At 71.1% G+C, this 18,423-nt stretch carries 12 protein-coding genes, 1 tRNA gene and 2 pseudogenes; 7 read left to right on the top strand and 8 right to left on the bottom strand.

All coding sequences use genetic code 11. The features are described 5' to 3' along the window. Positions 1-10 precede the first annotated feature (10 nt). Positions 11-1,693, bottom strand: coding sequence for a thiamine pyrophosphate-binding protein (locus OG210_RS01005; RefSeq protein WP_328333625.1), 1,683 nt, complete (start codon positions 1,691-1,693; stop codon positions 11-13). A 164-nt stretch (positions 1,694-1,857) separates the two neighbouring features. Here OG210_RS01005 and sucC point away from each other — a divergent pair. The 4 genes and pseudogenes from sucC to OG210_RS00985 form a co-directional block, all read left to right on the top strand. Further along, positions 1,858-2,984, top strand: a pseudogene (gene sucC / locus OG210_RS01000) (ADP-forming succinate--CoA ligase subunit beta); the annotation flags it as partial. Between the two features lie 94 nt (positions 2,985-3,078). Continuing rightward, positions 3,079-3,987, top strand: coding sequence for a succinate--CoA ligase subunit alpha (gene sucD / locus OG210_RS00995; protein ID WP_328333629.1), 909 nt, complete (start codon positions 3,079-3,081; stop codon positions 3,985-3,987). 163 nt (positions 3,988-4,150) lie between these two features. After that, on the top strand, positions 4,151-5,692 hold the full coding sequence (locus tag OG210_RS00990; RefSeq protein ID WP_328333631.1) for an aldehyde dehydrogenase family protein: 1,542 nt from the start codon (positions 4,151-4,153) through the stop codon (positions 5,690-5,692). Positions 5,693-5,896: 204 nt separating this feature from the next. Continuing rightward, a tRNA-Leu gene (locus tag OG210_RS00985) sits at positions 5,897-5,981 on the top strand. Positions 5,982-6,164: 183 nt separating this feature from the next. Here the strand turns inward: OG210_RS00985 and OG210_RS00980 are convergent. The 5 genes and pseudogenes from OG210_RS00980 to OG210_RS00960 form a co-directional block, all read right to left on the bottom strand. Then, a pseudogene (locus OG210_RS00980) lies at positions 6,165-6,593 on the bottom strand (SPW repeat protein); the annotation flags it as partial. A 162-nt stretch (positions 6,594-6,755) separates the two neighbouring features. Beyond that, entirely contained in the window at positions 6,756-7,409 is a 654-nt protein-coding gene (locus OG210_RS00975) for a class F sortase (protein ID WP_371534784.1), read from the bottom strand. Positions 7,410-7,534: 125 nt separating this feature from the next. Beyond that, on the bottom strand, positions 7,535-8,026 hold the full coding sequence (locus tag OG210_RS00970) for a hypothetical protein (protein WP_371534782.1): 492 nt from the start codon (positions 8,024-8,026) through the stop codon (positions 7,535-7,537). Positions 8,027-8,148: 122 nt separating this feature from the next. Next, positions 8,149-10,209 carry a sensor histidine kinase gene (locus OG210_RS00965; RefSeq protein ID WP_371534780.1) on the bottom strand — a complete coding sequence of 687 codons (2,061 nt, stop codon included), beginning with the start codon at positions 10,207-10,209 and terminating at the stop codon, positions 8,149-8,151. Between the two features lie 46 nt (positions 10,210-10,255). Next, on the bottom strand, positions 10,256-10,981 hold the full coding sequence (locus OG210_RS00960; RefSeq protein ID WP_328333639.1) for a response regulator transcription factor: 726 nt from the start codon (positions 10,979-10,981) through the stop codon (positions 10,256-10,258). Positions 10,982-11,109: 128 nt separating this feature from the next. Here OG210_RS00960 and OG210_RS00955 point away from each other — a divergent pair, with 128 nt between their 5' ends. Further along, a complete protein-coding gene (locus OG210_RS00955) occupies positions 11,110-11,544 on the top strand; it encodes an HD domain-containing protein (RefSeq protein ID WP_328335674.1) in 435 nt (144 codons plus the stop codon). A 78-nt stretch (positions 11,545-11,622) separates the two neighbouring features. Here the strand turns inward: OG210_RS00955 and OG210_RS00950 are convergent, their stop codons facing one another. After that, positions 11,623-13,050 carry an alkaline phosphatase family protein gene (locus OG210_RS00950; protein ID WP_371534778.1) on the bottom strand — a complete coding sequence of 476 codons (1,428 nt, stop codon included), beginning with the start codon at positions 13,048-13,050 and terminating at the stop codon, positions 11,623-11,625. A gap of 878 nt (positions 13,051-13,928) precedes the next feature. On the opposite strand from OG210_RS00950, the gene OG210_RS00945 reads away from it, so the two are divergent. Next, the gene (locus OG210_RS00945; protein WP_328333643.1) at positions 13,929-14,552 is read left to right on the top strand and encodes a histidine phosphatase family protein; all 624 of its coding nucleotides are present in this window, start codon (positions 13,929-13,931) and stop codon (positions 14,550-14,552) included. On the opposite strand, the gene OG210_RS00940 is transcribed toward OG210_RS00945, so the two are convergent. Beyond that, positions 14,542-15,315, bottom strand: a complete 774-nt coding sequence (locus tag OG210_RS00940) for a DUF2127 domain-containing protein (protein ID WP_328333645.1) — start codon at positions 15,313-15,315, stop codon at positions 14,542-14,544. The two genes, OG210_RS00945 and OG210_RS00940, sit on opposite strands and share 11 nt — an antisense overlap. Positions 15,316-15,638: 323 nt before the next feature. Between OG210_RS00940 and OG210_RS00935 the strand changes: the two genes are divergently transcribed. Further along, the gene (locus tag OG210_RS00935; protein WP_328333647.1) at positions 15,639-18,272 is read left to right on the top strand and encodes an AAA family ATPase; all 2,634 of its coding nucleotides are present in this window, start codon (positions 15,639-15,641) and stop codon (positions 18,270-18,272) included. Positions 18,273-18,423: the final 151 nt, after the last annotated feature.

Genomic DNA, 18,423 nt, shown 5'->3' with positions numbered 1-18,423 from the left:
CGGGGCTCCCCTACTTGTACATGGTCTGGTTCATGGTTCCGGGTGCGTACGCGTCCGGGTCGACCCAGACGTTGATGAGGGAGGGCTTGCCCGACTCGCGGGCGCGCCGCAGCGCCGGTCCGATGTCGGCCGGGTCGCGGACCTCCTCGCCGTGGCCGCCGAGCATCCGGGCGAACTCGTCGTAGTGGACGTCTCCGAGGGTGTTGCCGACCCGCTCGCGCTCCGGGCCGTATTTCTGCGCCTGGCCGTAACGGATCTGGTTCATCGACGAGTTGTTGCCGACGATCCCGACGAAGGGCAGGTTGTAGCGGACCAGCGTCTCGAAGTCCCAGCCGGTGAGCGAGAAGGCCCCGTCCCCGAAGAGCGCCACGACCTCCTTGTCCGGCCGTGCCTTCTTCGCGGCGAGCACGAAGGGGATGCCGACGCCGAGCGTGCCCAGCGGCCCCGGATCCATCCAGTGGCCGGGCGACTTGGGCTGCACGACCTGCCCGGAGAAGGTGACGATGTCGCCGCCGTCGCCGATGTAGACCGAGTCCTCGGTGAGGAAGTCGTTGATCTCGCTCACCAGGCGGTACGGGTGGATGGGCGAGGCATCCGACTTCAGCGACGGCAGCCGCTTCTCGATCGCCACCTGCTCGGCGGCCCGCAGCTCGTCCAGCCAGGCCTTCCGCCGGACCGCACCGCCGTTGACCCGGCCGGACGCCGCCTCGGTGACGGACTTCAGGATCAGCCCCGCGTCGCCGACGAGCCCGAGGTCGATGTCCCGGTTCTTGCCGACCGTGCGGTAGTCGAGATCGATCTGGACCACGGTGGCGTCCGGCGAGAGGCGCTTCCCGTATCCCATCCGGAAGTCGAAGGGGGTGCCGACGATGACGATGAGATCGGCGTTGGAGAAGGCGTAGCGCCGGGAGAGCTGGAAGTGGTGCGGGTCGCCGGGCGGCAGTGTCCCGCGCCCCGCGCCGTTCATGTACGCGGGGACATTGAGCGTACGGACGAGCTCGACCGCCGATTCGGTGGCCCGGGTCGTCCACACCTGGCTGCCGAGCAGGATCGCCGGCTTCTCCGCGTGGACGAGGAGATCGGCGAGCTTCTCGATACCGGCCGGATCACCGGCCGAGCGGGTCGAGGCCCGGTATCGGCCGGCCTCCGGGACACGGGCCTGTGCGGCCGGCACCTTGGCGTCGAGCACATCACGAGGGATCTCCAGGAACGACGGGCCCGGCGCGCCGTTGTAGCACTCGCGGAAGGCCATCGAGACGAGGTCGGCGGCGCGTGCGGTGTGCGGCACGGTGGCGGCGAACTTGGTGATCGGCGTCATCATGTCGACGTGCGGGAGGTCCTGCAGGGACCCCATCCGGTGCTGGCTCAGCGCTCCCTGACCGCCGATCAGCAGCATGGGTGACTCGGCCCGGAACGCGTTGGCGACACCGGTGACGGCATCGGTCGTGCCGGGACCCGCCGTGACGACGGCGCAGCCCGGCTTGCCGGTGATGCGCGCGTGGCCGTCGGCGGCGTGGGCGGCGACCTGCTCGTGGCGGACATCGACGACCTCGATGCCCTCGTCCACACAGCCGTCGTAGATGTCGATGATGTGGCCACCGCAGAGTGTGTAGACGACGTCAACACCCTCCGCTTTGAGCGCCTTGGCGACCAAGTGCCCACCGGAGATGAGGTCCTGGCTGGGGTCGGGCATGGCGAAGTCCGTTCCCTTCGTAGGGGTACTGGAGCTCTGGTCGAGCTGCGCGCAGATTGCATACAGTCGACGAATACTGTATGAACTTGTTATCCCTCATCCGGTGGTTGGTGTCCAGGGGGCGTGCGGCACTTTCCTTCACAGCACAGGGAGCAGGTACGGGCATGGATCTGTACGAGCACCAGGCAAGGGAACTCTTCAAGGCCCACGGCATCCCGGTACCGGACGCGGCCGTCGTCGCCGCCCCGCGCGAGGCGCGGGCGCCGCGGAACTCCTCGGTGGCCGCGTCGTGGTCAAGGCCCAGGTGAAGACCGGCGGCCGGGGCAAGGCGGGCGGTGTGAAGCTCGCGGCGGACCCGGCCGCAGCAGAAATGACCACCCGTCAGATGCTCGCCATGGACATCAAGGGCCACCCGGTCCACAAGGTCATGCTGGCCCGGCCGGCCGACATCGAGGCGGAGTACTACGTGAGTTACGTCCTCGACCGCGCGGCGGGGACCTTCGTCGCCATCGGGTCGGCCGATGGCGGTACGGAGATCGAGGAGACGGCGGCGGCCAGGCCCGACGCCGTGGTCAGGGTCCCCGTCGATCCGGCCGAAGGCGTCACCGCGGCCAGGGCCGAAGCGATCGCGCACGCCGCGGGCCTGCCCGCCGGGGCAGCCGGCGTGCTCCAGCGGCTCTGGCAGGTCATGGTCCACGAGGACGCCCTGCTGGTGGAGGTCAATCCGCTCGTACGGACCACCGGCGGCGGGCTGCTCGCCCTCGACGGAAAGGTCACCCTCGACGACAACGCCCGCTTCCGGCAGGCGCGTTGGGGCGCGGACGAAACCGAGCCGTACGGCGGTCCGCTGGAGGCGCAGGCCCTGGCCAAGGGGCTCAACTACGTCCGGCTCGACGGCGAGGTCGGCGTCATCGGCAACGGCGCCGGCCTCGTCATGTCGACCCTCGACGTCGTCGCCGGCTGCGGCGCCCGGCCTGCGGACTTCCTCGACATCGGCGGTGGCGCGTCGGCCCGCGTGATGGCCGACGCCCTCGCGCTCGTCCTCTCCGACCCCCAGGTGAAGTCGGTCCTGGTCAATGTCTTCGGCGGTATCACCGCCTGCGACGCGGTCGCCGACGGCATCGTCCAGGCCCTGGAGTCGGTCGAGGTGACCAAGCCGCTGGTCGTACGGCTCGACGGCAACAGCGCCGCAGCGGGCCGTGCGGTCCTCGACCGCCGCGCCCACCCACTCGTCCAGCAGGTCACCACGATGGACGGCGCGGCCCGCCGGGCAGCCGTCCTCGCGGGCACCGGCACACCCTCCGGTGCCGTACCCACCGATGCCACGCCGGCCGATGCCCTCACCGGCGCCCACGCCGTGGCCCACACCGACCCGGGAGCCTGAGATGGCCGTCTTCCTCACCGCGGAGAGCAAGGTACTCGTCCAGGGCATGACCGGCGCCGAAGGCATGAAGCACACCCGGCGGATGCTCGCCGCGGGGACGCGCGTCGTCGGCGGAGTCAACCCCCGCAAGGCCGGACTGCCCGTCGACTTCGACGGTGTGACCGTCCCGGTCTTCGGCTCGGTGCGCGAGGGCATCGAGGCCACCGGGGCCGACGTCACCGTCGTCTTCGTCCCGCCGCCCTCCGCAGGAGCCGCGGTCGCCGAGGCCGCCGACGCGGGGATCGGCCTCGCCGTGGTCATCACGGAGGGCGTCCCCGTGCACGACGCGGTAGTCTTCACGGCGTACGCCGCAAACCGGGGCACGCGTGTCATCGGACCCAACTGTCCGGGCCTGATCAGCCCAGGACAGTCCAACGCCGGCATCATTCCCGCCGACATCGCCGGCACCCCCGGCCGGATCGGACTGGTCTCCAAGTCCGGCACGCTCACCTACCAGCTGATGTACGAGCTGCGCGACGAGGGCTTCTCATCGGCCGTGGGTATCGGCGGAGACCCCGTCATCGGCACCACACACATCGACTGCCTCACGGCGTTCCAGGACGATCCGGACACCGAGCTGATCGTCCTGATCGGAGAGATCGGCGGTGATGCCGAGGAGCGGGCCGCCGCATACATCGCCGGGCACATCACCAAACCCGTGGTCGGATACATCGCGGGCTTCACGGCTCCGGAGGGCAGGACCATGGGACATGCGGGAGCGATCGTCTCGGGCTCGTCGGGAACCGCCCAGGCCAAGAAGGCGGCCCTCGAAGCGGCGGGCGTGAGTGTCGGCTCGACCCCTTCGGAGACCGCGGCACTGGTCCTGGCGCGTCTCACGGCCCTGCGGGGCACGGCACAGGGCGTCCGCTGACCGCGGCACTGCCGCACAGCGCCGACTCCGCCAGGACCGCCAAGACCACCAGGACCGCCAAGACCACCAGGACCACCAAGACCACCAGGACCACCAAGACCGGCAGGACCGCCGTACCAGGAAAGCCACCACCTGCCCCGCCCCTCATGAGCGGAGACCACCGATGGCACCCACCCTCACCCTCAAGCCCGGAACCTCCTGGGCCGACGCCTGGCAGCGCTGCCTCGCCGTCGCGCCCGAGGCATTCAGGGACGACCGCGTACTGAACCTCTGGAACGGCGCATGGCGGGCCGACGGGCGTGCGCTGCCCGCGACCAGTCCGGTCGACGGCAGCCGCATCGCGGGCCCGCCACGCCTCGACGCCCCCACCGCCCAGCAGGCCGTACGGGCGGCCCTCGACCAGCACCGCGCCTGGCGGAACGTCCCGCTGCCCGAACGCCGTGCCAGGGTCTCCGCCACGCTCGACGCGCTCACCGCCCACCGCGAACTGCTGGCCCTCCTGCTGGTCTGGGAGATCGGCAAGCCCTGGCGGCTGGCCACGGCCGATGTCGACCGCGCCATCGACGGTGTGCGCTGGTACGTCGCCGGTATCGAGGCGATGACCGAAGGCCGGGCCCCGCTCGAAGGCCCGGTCTCCAATATCGCCAGCTGGAACTATCCGATGTCGGTGCTGGTCCACGCGATGCTGGTGCAGGCGCTGGCCGGAAACGCGGTCATCGCCAAGGCGCCGACCGACGGTGGTGTCGCCTGTCTGACACTGGCCTGCGCACTCGCGGCGAGGGAGGGCGTTCCGGTCACCCTCGTCAGCGGCAGCGGCGGTGAGCTCTCCGAGGCTCTGGTCCGTTCCCCGGAGATCGGGTGTGTCTCGTTCGTGGGCGGCCGTGACACGGGGGCGAGGATCGCCACCGCGGTGGCCGACCTCGGCAAGCGGCACATCCTCGAACAGGAGGGGCTCAACACCTGGGGCTTCTGGAACTACACGGACTGGTCCGCGCTCTCCGCGGTGATTCCCAAGCTCTTCGACTACGGGAAGCAGCGGTGCACGGCCTACCCGAGGTTCGTCGTGCAGCGCAGCGCGTTCGACGCGTTCCTGGCGGCGTATCTGCCCGCCGTACGCTCCATCCGTACGGGCCACCCCCTGGCTGTCGAGGACCCCGCGGATCCGCTCCCCGAGCTGGATTTCGGGCCGCTGATCAACGCGGCGAAGGCCAGGGAACTGGACGACCAGGTGGCCGGGGCCATCGACCGCGGCGCGATCCCGCTGCACCGGGGAAGCCTGGCCGGCGGCCGCTTCCTCGCCGGCCAGGACACCGGCGCCTACTTTGCTCCGGTCACACTGCTCAGCCCGCCGCCGTCCTCCCCGCTCTTCCACGCCGAGCCCTTCGGTCCGGTCGACTCCATCGTCCTGGTCGATACGGAGGCGGAACTGCTGGCCGCCATGAACGTCTCCAACGGAGCGCTGGTCGCCACCCTGTCGACCGACGACCCCAAGACGTACGAGCGGCTGGCTCCGCAGATCCGGGCCTTCAAGGTCGGCCGTTCCAAGCCACGCTCGCGAGGCGACCGCGACGAGCTCTTCGGCGGCCACGGGGCATCATGGCGCGGCTCCTTCGTGGGCGGTGAGCTACTGGTCCACGCGGTGACGGAGGGCTCGGCGGGGGAGGGCGCGCCGGGCAACTTCCCGGACTACCAGCTCCAGCCCTGACAGCCCTCGGGGGCGTCCCCGGACACCGATGGTGAGCCATCGGTAACCCAGGGTGCCGACGGCGGTGAGGAGTCACCGAAGAGCGCGGGCCGCTGCGCGCGGCCCGCCGCTGACCACGGCAAATGCAGGTGAGGGCGACCGCAAACCCCTGGTATTGTTGTCCTTGTCGCCGCGGGGAAATACGACGCGGTCGACAGGCACCTTGTCCGGGTGGCGGAATGGCAGACGCGCTAGCTTGAGGTGCTAGTGCCCTTTATCGGGCGTGGGGGTTCAAGTCCCCCCTCGGACACTTCGAGTACGAAGAGACGGGTGGTGTGGACCGGATATCCGGTCCACACCACCCGTCTCTTCGTACTCCTGTCACTTCCCGTTTTCGCTGGACGTCACATCAGTCGGCGCGGTCGGGTCGCCGTGCGCGACTGAGGCGGCTTGCTCCGCTGGAACCCATGGAGCCCGCCGCGTGAGCGGTACGACTACGCCTGGCTGCTACGACGGTGCACACCAACCCGAGTAGGGCGGTGACGCCTCCGATGACCGCGTTGCTCCAGATGATGCCCTTGTCCGGGTGGCTGCCCACGACCCACGGGGCAACGACCAGCCAGGCGCCCATGACTACCATGGCCCAGCTGAGGCCGTACATCCGCTCCGGCCTGGCCGTGAATCCGAGGCCCAGCAGGGCGATCGCGATGCCCATGATGAGGTTGTGGAATGTCAGCGCCGACTGGGTGCTCGAAAAGTGGATCACCCACGCGGACACCGCGCAGTACACACCGACGAGGAACACCGGCCCGTCCACGAGCACCACATCGCGCCCGCCGAGCATCCGGTCATACCGGGCCCGCATTTCTGGAACGTCGGGGTGGGTTGCTAGATCGCCTCTTGTGTGTGAGACGTCGGCCATGCGACTCGCCTCCTTCTCTGCTGCAAGTCCGACCGCGTTTGCACGGCTAAGCCGCGCAAGTTCCATTTTGCGCCTGTTTGGGTGCTTTGTATAGAGAAGATAAAACGCCCTGGATTTCGGTCCCTGACCGTCCGGGGCAACGGCTCCGGGAGGGGCCGGCGGTCAGTGCAGCGTGGCAAAGACGATCAGGTTGTTCACCGGGTGGCCCTGTGCGTCGAACGATCCGTCGCAGGTGATCAGGCGCAGGGCGCGGTCCGTGGTCTTGCCGTAGACCTGGTCGGTCGGGAACGCCTTCTTGCTGACGCTCTCCGTGCCGGTGACCGTGAAGTGGGCTGTCTTGCCCAGCGTGTTGCGGACGGCGATGTCCGCGCCCTTGTGGATCTTCCTGAGGTCGTGGAAGACGGCCCTGCCGAAGCGGGTGTCGTTGTGGCCGATCAGGACGGCGGCTCCCGGTTCGCCGGGGGTGGCGCTGCCCGTGTACCAGCCCGCCGTCATGCCCTTGTCCGCCGGCGGGACCTCGACCGTGCGGTCCGCGTTGAGGCCGAGCTGCAGCAGCGAACTCTTCACCCCGATCGACGGGATCGACACCTCTGTCGGGGGCGCGGGCTGCTTCGTGTCCGGCTTGGTGTCGGTCTTGGCTCCGGTCGCGGTGCTCTTGCCGGCGTCGGAGCCCGACTCGGTGCCTGCCGTAGCGGTGGACTTGTGCCCTGAGTCCGAGGACCCGGACGAACAGCCCGTGAGCGCTGCCAGGGTGAGGCAGACGGCTGCTGCGGACAGTGCGGCGGATCGCCATATCGGCTGGTGCGTACGGGACATGAGGGCTCCAGGACGTTCAGGGCTACGGGAGAGCAGCGCGGGGCTGGGGGAGAACACGGGTGAGGGCGCGGGACGCAGGCAGTGGCGCCGCCCGGTGACGGACGGCGCCACTGCTGGGGGGTGCGTCAGCCGTTGCGCTGTGCGGCGGAGCGGCGGCGCAGGACGATGGTGCCCGCGCCCGCGAGAAGGGCGGCCCCGGCTGCCGAGCCGATGAGCGCCGTGGTGTTGCTGCTGTTCCCGGCGGGCCGCTCACCTGCGGCGACACCGCCTCGCGGCGTGGCGGCCGCTGCCTTGGCCTTGGCGTCCCGGGGGTTCACGGCGGGTGCGGCGGCCCGCGCCGCCGGGGTGGGCTTGTCGCCCGCGGCCACGCCACCTCGCGGGGCCACCGTCGGCCGCTCGGCCGCCGCCCGCCTCGCGGCCTCGGACCTGCGGTCGGAGGGCACCGCGGACGGCTCGGCCTTGGCGGTGCCGCGGGCGGACGAAGCCGCCGACGGCTCAGCCTTGGGGGCAACGGGCTTGGGGCTGTCGGACGCGAAGGCGGCGGTCGAAGGGACGATCACCGTGCCGACCGCCACGGCGGCGAGCACAGCGGTACGCAGGGACAGACGAGGGGACATGAACAGCTCCAGTTCCAGCCCGGCCTTGGTGATTCCTGGCTGCGGTTCGCAGCAGGCGCCGGGCACAGCGACAGACTGGCAAGCAGTTATGAGGAAGCTGTCAGGACGCTGTGGTCATCGGATCAGGGCGAGGGCGGCGATGTTTCAGCCGCCGGGCTCTGTGTTCTCCCGGCCGGCTCGTCGGCCCCGTCCGTTGCCAACTCCGGCCGTCCCAGGGGCAGCCGGAGGGTGAAGACCGAGCCTTCTCCCTCCGCGCTCGCCGCACTCGCGGTGCCGCCGTGCGCCTCGGCCAGTTTGCGGACGATCGCCAGACCCAGGCCGCTGCCGCCCGTACGGCGGTTACGTGATTTCTCGGCGCGCCAGAAGCGGTCGAAGACATAGGGAAGGTACTCGGCGGGGATACCGGTACCGGTGTCGGCCACCTCCACCACTGCCTCCGTGAAGGCCGCATCCGTGAAGGGCGCAGTGACGGCCGCCTTCGTGAAGGGCGCATCCGTGGCCGGACCTCCGGCCGGATCCGGCGTGCCGCCCCGCACCCGCAGCGTGACCTGTCCGCCCGGCGGTGTGTGGCGTACCGCGTTGGAGACCAGGTTGCCCACCGCCTGCCGCAGCCGCACCGGGTCGGCCGCCAGGACCAGCGCCGGGGTTCCCGGTGGTGCGCCGGTCACCGTCAGTGTCACCCCCGCCGTCTCCGCGCGGGCCTGGTGGGCCGACGCGACCTGGCCCAGGAGGTCCTGGATCCGTACCGGCTCCACATGCAGCCGCAGCGCCCCCGCGTCGGCGGCCGACAGGTCCTGGAGGTCGTCGATGATGTGCTGCAACTGCACCGCCTCCTCCAGGAGCGACGAGACAAAGGCCGGGTCGGGTTCGGCCAGGCCGTCCTGTGCGGCCTCCAGCCAGCCGCGGATGTTGCTGAGCGGGGTGCGCAGCTCGTGCGCGACATCGCTCACCATCGCCTTGCGCTGCTCCTCGAGACGTGCGCGGTGCGCCGACATGTCGTTGAACGTGGCCGCCAGCCGCCCGATCTCGTTGTCCGTCGTGACCTCGACGGGCTCCGAGCTTCCGCCGTCCCGCATCCGCTGCGCCGCGTTGGTGAGCGCGTGCAGCGGGCGTACCAGCCGGGCTCCCGCGAGCACCGAAGCGCCGACGGTGAGGGCGAGAACGAGAGCCGCGACACCCGCGATACGGGCGGTGTTGGCCGGGGAGAGGTTGAACCCAGGGACCGTGGCCCCGCCTTGGTCGCCGATGAACAGCAGGGCGGGCGACGCGACGTACGAGCTGAGCTGTTCGCGGCGCGCGGTGCCGACGCAGGACGCGATGGCCCGGTCGTCGTCGCTGTTGCGGACGCTCGGCGGTACGGGAGTGGGCTCGGGGGACGCGAGTCGCGAGCCCGCCTTCGGCTCGGGGACCGCGGCCACGGCGGCCGACTCGTTCCACGAGAGGTTCAGGCTCAGCTGTATCGCGGGGCGGTGCTGGCGGTCCAGACAGGCGTCCGCCAGGTGGTTGAGCGCGGTGAGCGCCTTCCGCTCGGTCGGGGTGGGGGCGTCCAGCGCCTCCGTCCCGCACCTCGTTCCCTGCGTGCGGTCCGGGTCGTTGCCCACCGGCTGGATACGGGGACGGCCGCTCGGCCCCACCACCGCGTCCGACGCGATCCCGAGGCCGCTGAGGCAGGTCACGGCGTGGTCGGCGGCCTTCTTCAGCCTTTCGCGCTCCGACGCGGGCAGCCGGAACGGGCCGACCGCCCGTGGGTCGATCCGGTCGGCCGATGTGTCGGTCTTGGCGGAACTCCGCGCCGCCAGCGTGGTGTCCAGGGAGAGCGGGTCGACGACCGCCGACACCTGGGGCGGCAGCGCCGGCAGCGGCTTCCGGGCCGCCGCGGAGTCGGCGAGGGACTGGTGGTTCTCCGTGGTCAGGGCGATCCGGCGGCCGGACTGGCGGGCCAGTTCGCGTACCGTCGCCTCGACGCCGTCCCACCGGGGATGCGCGGCGGCGTAGCCGAGCAGGGTGTTGTAGATGCGGGTGTCGGCGGTGAGATTCTGGCCCTGCTCCTGCTTGATCGCACCGGATGTGGTCTGTGCGGCGAGCCAGGCGGTCGCCACCACCGAACACGCTGCCACCAGCGCCGACACGGCCAGCAGCCGGCCGAGCAGACTCTTGCGCAGCGGCAGCCGCGTCCGCGCCACACGCCCGGCCCGGCTTTCACCGGGATTCTTGCTGCGACTGATGCGACTACTGCGACGCAAGGTGGGCGCCCTTCGCCGGGTCGGTCAGTTTGTAGCCGACGCCGAACACGGTGAGCAGCCGGGCGGGCCTGCGCGGGGCCGTCTCGATCTTCTTGCGCAGGTTCATGACGTGTACGTCGACCGTGCGGTTGCTGATGTACCGGTCGAAGCCGTGCAGCTCGGCCAGCAGTTGCTGCCGGGTGAAGACCCGGTCGGGCTCGGCGGCCATCGCGGCCAGCACCCGGAACTCGCCCGGGGTGCAGTCGACCGGCCGGCCGCCGACCGACACCGAGTGCCGCTCCGGATCGACGACCAGCGCGCCCACCGCCAGCAGCGGATCGGCGACGGGCGCCGTCACCGGGGACCGCTGCGAGCGGCGGAGCAGCGTGCGGACCCGCGCCATCAGCTCCCGCGGGCTGTACGGCTTGGTCATGTAGTCGTCCGCGCCCAGATCGAGCCCGAGCAGCAGATCGTCCTCGGTGGTACGGGCCGTCAGCATGAGCACCGGCAGCTCCCGTGACTCGGCGCGCAGGATCCGTACGACGTCCAGTCCGTCGGCGCGCGGCATCATCACGTCCAGGACCAGGAGGTCCGGTGTTCCGTGCCGTACCTCCTCCAGGGCCGCCAGGCCGTCACCCACCACCGTGACCGCGTGGCCCTCGCGTTCCAGGTATCGGCGTACCAGTTCGGCCTGTTTCTCGTCGTCTTCAGCGACGATGACATGTGCGCACACGCTGTTGATCGTAGATGAGTTCGGAAACCCGCCTATCATGACGGCACATGGCGAACTGGGAGAAGGCCGGACAGCCGGCCGGAGCACACACCGCACCGTCCCCCGTGCCGGGAAGGCCCGGCGGCCACTTGAGCCTGCCCGAGGTCGAGGCGCTCGCCCGCCGGGTGCACGCCGGGCAGACCGACAAGGCGGGCCGGCCGTACACCGTGCACCTGGCGGCGGTCGCCGAAGGAGTCGCCGTACGCGGCGGCACCGATGAGCAGATCGCCGCCGCCTGGCTGCACGACTCGGTCGAGGACGGTGCGCTGAGCGCGGCCTGGCTGGAGGAAGCACCGCTGTCGCGCGGTGTGAAGGACATGGTGTTCGCCATGACCAAGCGGACGGGGGAGAGCCCGGAGGCCTACGCGGCCCGGATCCTCGCGGTTCCGGGCGCGCTGCTGATCAAGGAAGCCGATATCGCGCACAACGCCGACCCGCGGCGGCTGGCCGCACTGGACACCCCGACCAGGGACCGGCTCACGGCCAAGTACGCCCGGATGCGCGGTCTTCTGGGGCTCGGCTGACCTTGCGCCGGGTCCCATACCGAGTGCGCCGGGTCCCGTACCGCGCACCGGACCCGGCCTGATCCGGATCCGGAAGGGTCAGGTACGCGGCCGGTGCCCCCGCTCCTGCCGCGGGAAGCTCTGGTGGGCTCCCGGCAGCGTCGGCTTCGGGAGCTTGGCCACCTCCTCCTTCGCCTGTGCCAGTTGCTCGGCCGTGTCCTCCGGCAGGTGCGGCGGGCGGTGCTGGGCGTCGGAGAAGCGGAAGGCCGAGGTCAGATCGCCGAAGGTACGGCGGCGCCACTGGGTGATGTTGGGCTCCCGTACGCCCGTGAACCGCTCCAGGAACTGGAGTGCCGACGTGTGGTCGAAGCGCTCGCCCGCGACCCAGCCGCCCACGGTCCAGGGCGACACGATGATCGCGGGGACCCGGAAGCCGCCGCCGATCGGCAGGCCCTGGACGAACTCGTCCGTCGTACCGGGCTTCGGGGTCGGCGGCGCCACATGGTCGAACAGGCCGTCGTTCTCGTCGTAGTTGAGGATGAAGGCCGTCTTCGCCCACACCTTCGGATGGGACGCGATGGCCTCGATCTTCTGGGCCACGAAGTCCGCGCCCGCCGCCGGAAGGTAGTCCGGGTGCTCGGACTGGTAGCTCGTCGGCATGATCCACGAGACGGCCGGCAGCCGGTTGTTGCGGGCGTCGTCCTCGAAGGTGCCTTCCGGCTGCGGGCGCACCCCGCGCTCGTACAGCTCGTCGCCGGGTCTGGCGTTCTTGAAGGTCTGGAAGTTCTCCAGCATGTTGCAGCCGTAGTCGTCGTCCTGCTGGTAGACCTTCCAGCTGACGCCCGCCGACTGCAGCCGCTCGGCGTAGGTCGTCCAACGGTACGGGGTGGGGGCCGTGTTGTTCAGGATCGGGCCGCCATGGGTGCCGTTCGGGTCGAGGGTGCCCGTCATCCAGTACAGCCGGTTCGGCCAGGTCGGACCGAACACCGAGCAGAAGTAGTTGTCGCAGATGGTGAAGGTCTCCGCCAGCGCGAACTGGAAGGGAATGTCCTCGCGGGTGTAATAGCCCATGACGTACGGGCCGTTGAGGCCGTCGGCCTTGCGGTGGGCGGGGAGCCACTGGTCCATCCGGCCGCCGTTCCACGCCTCGTGCTGAACGGACCAGGCGTGGCTGGTGGACGGGATGGCCTGGGCGCTCGATGTGTGGGTGTCCAGGTGGAACGGGAGCAGATAGCCCTTCGGGTTCACCGCGTCGGGCTGGTAGAAGACCGGTTTGCCATGGGCCAGCTTCTGCGCGTGCGGGTCGCTGAAGCCGCGCACGCCGGACAGCGTGCCGAAGTAGTGGTCGAACGAGCGGTTCTCCTGCATCAGCATGACGACGTGTTCGATGTCGCGCAGGGAGCCGTGGCGCGGCGGTCCGGCCGCGACCGCCTTCTGCACGCTGGGCGGCAGCAGTGAGAGTGCCGCGCTACCGGCGACGGCGCCTGCCGCTGAGCCAAGGAGTCTGCGTCGCGTCAACTCGGCCATGAACATCCCCTTCTCAAGCTCGGACGGGCCCTTTTTGCGGGCCCTTCCGAACTTTCCCGGGCGGCCGGTGAGGAGGGGAGGCGTGAAACGATGAAGAGGTGGCCAACGAGCGGCAAGGGCTTGGCCAAGCCAGAACCTGGTGTTCGGACAGAGGAGGATCCCGCCCGGACCTGGTCCGGACGGGATCAGTAGGTCACCGGTCGAAGTCCGGTCGCCCCGCGCTCAGTTGACAGGAGCAGCCGTCTGCGTGGCCGCGCCGTTCGCGTCGCGTGCGGGGGTTGACCTCGGCAGGAGATGACGCTCGGCGAGGTGACCGAAGAGCGGCCTCTGACGGGGCTGACCAAGCGTGGACCGGATGCGGTGGCCGCCTGGCCGGCCGACCCTTCGGCTGCGCCGCACCGCGGTGAACCCTGCACGGGCTGCACGGGCTGCACGGGCTGCGCGAGCGGACCGGTGACCGGCCGGCAGGACCGGCCGGCGAGGGCGGCCGGGTCCCGCGGTGGCCGGCCCCGCCGTGGTGCGGGCAGCCGTACTGCACGCGACGGCCTTCCCGCCGAGGTGTTCTGGCGGCCGGCCGCGGCGCCGCTGACCCTGACCGGGGCAGAGCGGCAGGGCCGGACGGTGGAACCTGCGCATCGGACGGCCGCTGGAGTCGTGACCCGGGGTGCGCGCCCGCGGCCGGTGCGCTCCGCTGGAGGGACGGGTCACGGGGGACGGCGTGCAGTGCGCCGGGAATCACACCCGTGGGCCCCCTCCACGGGAATCTTCGCTGGTCGTGACAGGCTGAAGCCCTTGTACGACATCAACAGAGACGTCATCGCCGCCACCGGCAGCACATCGGCGGCCCGAGGTGACAGACGCGAAAAGGCAGGGCGGTCATGGGAGAGCTGATTCTCGTACGGCACGGTGAGACCAGCTGGAGCCGCACCGGGAAACACACCAGCTGGACGGATCTGCCGCTGACGGCGTCCGGTGAGGAGCAGGCCCGCAAGGTCGCACCGCTGCTGGCCGAGCGGCGGATCGCGCTCACCCTGACCAGCACCCTGGCCCGGGCCAGGCGGACGGCCGAGCTGGCCGGGCTGGTGCCCGCCCTCGCCGAGGCCGACCTGCACGAGTGGGACTACGGGGCGTACGAGGGCATCACCAGCGCGGAGATCCACCGGGACCGGCCCGACTGGGACCTCTGGACCGACGGAGTGGCCGAGGGGCCGCCCGAGCACCCCGGTGAGACCCCGCAGCAGGTCGGCGAGCGCGCCGACCGTGTCCTCAAGCGGGTCGACGTGGCGCTGCGCGACGCCGACCTCGACGGCGAGGGCGGAGACGTCGTCCTGGTCGGGCACGCCCACTTCCTGCGGGTGCTGACGGCCCGGCGCCTCGGTCTGCCGGCCTCCGCCGGAGCGCTGTTCCGGCTGGACACCGCATCGGTCAGCCGGATCGGTACCGAACACGGCCGGCCCGCCCTCGCCGTGTGGAACCAGGTCCCGGGGCCCGTCAGCGGGTGACGGGCGCCACCCCGGCCGTCGTCTCCACTTCGAGGAGCGAGGCGCTCTGCCGCTCCGCCTCGAAGGCCGCGTGCCCGCCCCGCAGCCCGAACAGGCGCTTGCCGAGCAGGATGTAGAGCACCGCCAGGATATTGATCGTCAGCGTGGCGATCTTCAGCCAGCTGATCTTCTCGGTGAGCTCGTAGATCTCCAGTGGCAGGAACATCGCGGTGGCGACGACGGTCAGGTACTCGGCCCAGCGCTTCGCGCGCCACAGCCCGACGCCCTCGACGATCTCGATCAGCGCGTACACGAGCAGCAGCACGGCCACGAGCAGCAGCGTGGAGTGCTTGTAGCCGAAGGTCTTCTGGATGGTGCCGACCACGGGCGAGTTGTCCAGGTCGTAGTTGAAGTGGCGGAACACCGGGCGCAGGACGTTCAGGTTCTCGTCGAAGAGTCGGCGCACCGAGTCCTGGCTGTTGCTGAACTTCCACACGGCCACCGCCGCCAGCACGATGAACACGCCGCGCACCGCGCGCTCCACGGCGAGGAAGCGCAGGATGAACAGATCGCGCAGCACCTTGCCGCGCGGCACCAGCGGAGCGTCCTGCGCGGGGCCCGCTCCGTGCGGGTCCCCCAGGGCGAAGTCCCCGCAGCGGAGGCAGCGCCAGGCCTCGCCGAGCCCCGTATCGGCGCGCAGCCGCGCCGCCAGTTCCGGTTCCTGCGGGGCGTATGTCACATGCCCGCGCCGTGCGCAGGTGCGCCGGTCCCAGTCGATCTTCATGCAGTCGTCCCCGTGCTCGTCGGTTCTTGGTGTTCCTGGCGGCGGCCGCGCCGGCCGGACCGGTCCAGCGCGGACCGTAGCAGGGCATCGTATGCGCCCGGATGACAGGGCACCGACAGGCGGCGGAGACGAGGCCGGGGAAGGATCACGGCAGGGGAGAACGGGGCGCGGGAGATCAAGACAGGGGCGGTCAACAAGATTACTGCCAACGCCCGAAGGGCATGCGAACTTCTGCTCACTCGTGAACCGGTCCCTCCGGACCGCCCCGCAGCCTCGGCCTGCCGGGATATTCTCGAAGTCCGTTTGCAGGCAGGGGAGGAACGATGGGGTCCCGGAAGGAACGCCCGGCTGCCGTACCGCTGCTGGAGCGGGAGAACGAGATCGCCGTGGGTGTGCGCGCCGTCGACGCGCTGTGCGCGGGGGAGTCCGCCGGGGGCCTCCTCATCTACAGCGGCGAGGCGGGTCTGGGCAAGACCGCGCTGCTCGACGCGGTCAGCGCCAGGGCGGCCGGCCGCTGCACGGTGTGGTCGGCCCGTGGCGGCGAGACGCTCACCTCCGTGCCCTTCCACGTCGTGCGCCAACTCCTGCAGCCCGCACTGACGATGCCCGGGGTCCGGGACGCCCGCGATCTGCTCGGCGACCGGTACGACATCGTCGGGCCCGCACTCGGCGTCGCCCCGCCCAGCGCGCAGCAGGCCGACCCGCAGGGGGTCCGCGACGGTCTGGACGTGGTGGCCGTGCGGATCGCCGATCTGTTCCGTCCGCTGGTGTTCATCGTCGACGACGCGCAGTGGTGTGATCTGGAGACGCTCGCCTGGCTGGCCTCCTTCACCGGGCGCGAGGGCGGCCCGCCGGTGCTCGTGGTCCTCGCGTACCGCACGGGCGAGGCGGTGGGCGACGCCGCGGAGTATCTGCGGATGCTGGAATCGGCGGCCCAGAAGAGCGTGCAGCTGCGTGCGCTCACGCCCGACGCCATCGCCCAGCTCTCCCGCAGCGCGCTCGGCGAGCACGCCGACGATCCGTTCTGCCGCGAGGTCTGGGCGGTCACCGGCGGCAACGCGTACGAGACCGTCGAGCTTCTCGCCAGGGTGCGGGACGACGCGCTGGACCCGGTGGAGGAGTCGGCGGGAGCCCTGCGCGCGCTGGGTGCGTCGGCGCGCGGCTCGGGGCTGATCGCGCGGCTGGAGGAACTGGGCACCGGAGCCACCCGGTTCGCCTGGGCCGCCGGGATCCTGGGCACCGGCATCTCGCTGAGCCTGGCCGGGCGGCTGGCCGGCATGAACGAGGGCGAGGCGGCCGACTGCGCCGCGCGGCTGAGGTCGGCCCGCATCCTGACCGGCACCGACCCGATGGAGTTCGTCCACCCGCTGATCGCAGGCGTCGTCTACCGGGCCGTGCCGTCCGCCACCCGTACCGCGATGCACGGCCAGGCGGCCTGGGCCGTCACCATGGCGGGCCGGGGCGCGGCGGCCGCCGCACCGCATCTGCTCCAGGTCCACCCCGATGACGACCCCGAACTGGTCGCACAGCTGAGGGAGGCGGCGGCCGAACACCTCGCGGTGGGCGCGCCGGACGCGGCCAGGCGGTGTCTGGAGCGGGCGCTCGACGAGCCGCCGCTGCCGACCGTGCGCGCCAGCGTCCTGTACGAGCTGGGCTGCGCCACGCTGCTGACCTCACCGGCCACCACGGTCGGCCATCTGCGGGCCGCGCTCGCCCTGCCGGGGCTCGACGACGCCCTGCGGGTGGACGCGGTCTTCCGGCTGGCCCAGGCGCTGACCCACAACAACCAGACCCGTGAGGCGGCCGAGGTGGTGGCAGCCGAGGCGCAGGTGACGGAGCCGGGGCCCGCCAGGCGGCGGCTCCAGACCGCGCACTTCCTCTGGGAGGGCGTCCAGGCGGTCGAGGACGACGGACCCGCGCGCTCCCGCCGCCTCGCCGAGATGGCCGACAGCCTGGGCGGCCAGGACAACTCCGAGCGGATCCTGCTCATACTGCGCGCGTTCGACGGCACCGCCCGCGGCGAGAGCGCCGAGGAGATCGTCGAGATCTGCGACCGGGCCCTGGTCAACGGACGGCTGCCACCGGGCATCGGCTGGACCGGCACCTCCTGGGGGTTCGAGCCCGCCGCGCTCCTCGGCCTCTCGTATGCCTTCGCCGACCGGCTGGACCGGGCCGAGAGCCTCTTCTCGGAGGCGCTCCGCTCGTTCGAGGTGTCCGGCTGGAGCGGCGGCCATCTCTCCTTCGCCAACGCGCTCGTCGGCTATCTCCAGCGCAGGCGCGGCCGGCTGGCCGAGGCGGAGACCTATCTGCGTGAGAGCCTGCGCCTCGCGGAGCGGGTCGGCAACGGCCTCCCGATGAACTGGGACGCCGCCTGCATGCTCATCGACACGCTGCTGGCCCGGGGTCATGTCGAGGCCGCTTGCGCGGCCGCGGAACAGTACGGCTTCGCGCCCCCGTACCCCTCCACCATCGTCATTCCCGACGCGCCTTCCGTGCGCGGCAGGCTGCTGCTGGCCTGCGGCCGCACCAAGGAGGCCATCGCCGAACTGGAGGCCGCGGGCGAGGCGTTGCGCGGGCGCGGCCGGCACAACAGCGTCATGGCACCCTGGGCTGCCGATCTGGTGCGGGCCCTCGCCACCGAGGACCCGGCCCGCGCGGCGCGGCTGGTGACGTACGTCCGCGACCGGGCCGAACGGTTCGGTACGGACACCGCCATCGGTGAGTCGCTGCGGACCGCGGCCGTCCTGGAGACCGGCGGCCGTGCCGTGGAGCTGCTCGGCGGAGCCGTCGCCTATCTCGAAGCGTCACCCTGCGCGTACGAACACGCCCAGGCCCGGGTGGAGTTCGCCATCGCCGCCCGCTCCGAGCCCGACCTCGTACGCGGGCTCGCCCTCGCGGAGTCCTGCGGCGCCGACGGTCTTGCCGACCGGGCCCGGCGCGCCCTGCACCTGCGCTGATACCAACCTGTCCCTGTTCGGGGGCAGTTGGGACACATGTTCGGTGACTCCCCGTGTGTGAAAGGGAGCTGACTGTGTAAAACCGGCGAGTCTATTCCTCTGGAGTGGCCACCGCACAAGGTTGGGAGAATATGCCGCCGCGGTGATCTGA

Origin of the sequence: Streptomyces sp. NBC_00466, assembly GCF_041433995.1 — a bacterium.
Lineage (GTDB): Bacteria > Actinomycetota > Actinomycetes > Streptomycetales > Streptomycetaceae > Streptomyces.
This window is presented reverse-complemented; position numbering and strand designations above follow the sequence as displayed.